General features: G+C 76.7%; 1 protein-coding gene. It reads right to left on the minus strand.

Annotated elements, in window-relative coordinates; genetic code table 11:
* Positions 1-249, minus strand: a 249-nt coding sequence (locus tag G3I65_RS05985) for an acyl carrier protein (RefSeq protein ID WP_160695213.1), incomplete at both ends; no start/stop codon positions are given.

Raw genomic sequence — 249 nt, forward strand, 5'->3', positions numbered from 1 at the left:
TTGCGCAGCTCCACCGCGGTCAGCGAGTCGAACCCGGCGTCGCGGAACGCCTGCTGTTCGGGCACTCCGGCGGCCGAGGCGTGCCCCAGCACGGTGGCGGCCTCCGCGCGGACCAGGTCGAGCAGGGCCCGCTCGCGCTCGGCTCCGGGCATCCCGCGCAGGCGCGCGGTTTCCCCGGTGGTGCCTTCGCCGCCCTCGGTGAGCGACGCCAGCACACGCACCTCGGGCAGGTCGCCGAGCAGCGGGCTG

This window comes from Amycolatopsis sp. SID8362 (genome assembly GCF_010550475.1).
Taxonomy (GTDB): domain Bacteria; phylum Actinomycetota; class Actinomycetes; order Mycobacteriales; family Pseudonocardiaceae; genus Amycolatopsis; species Amycolatopsis eburnea.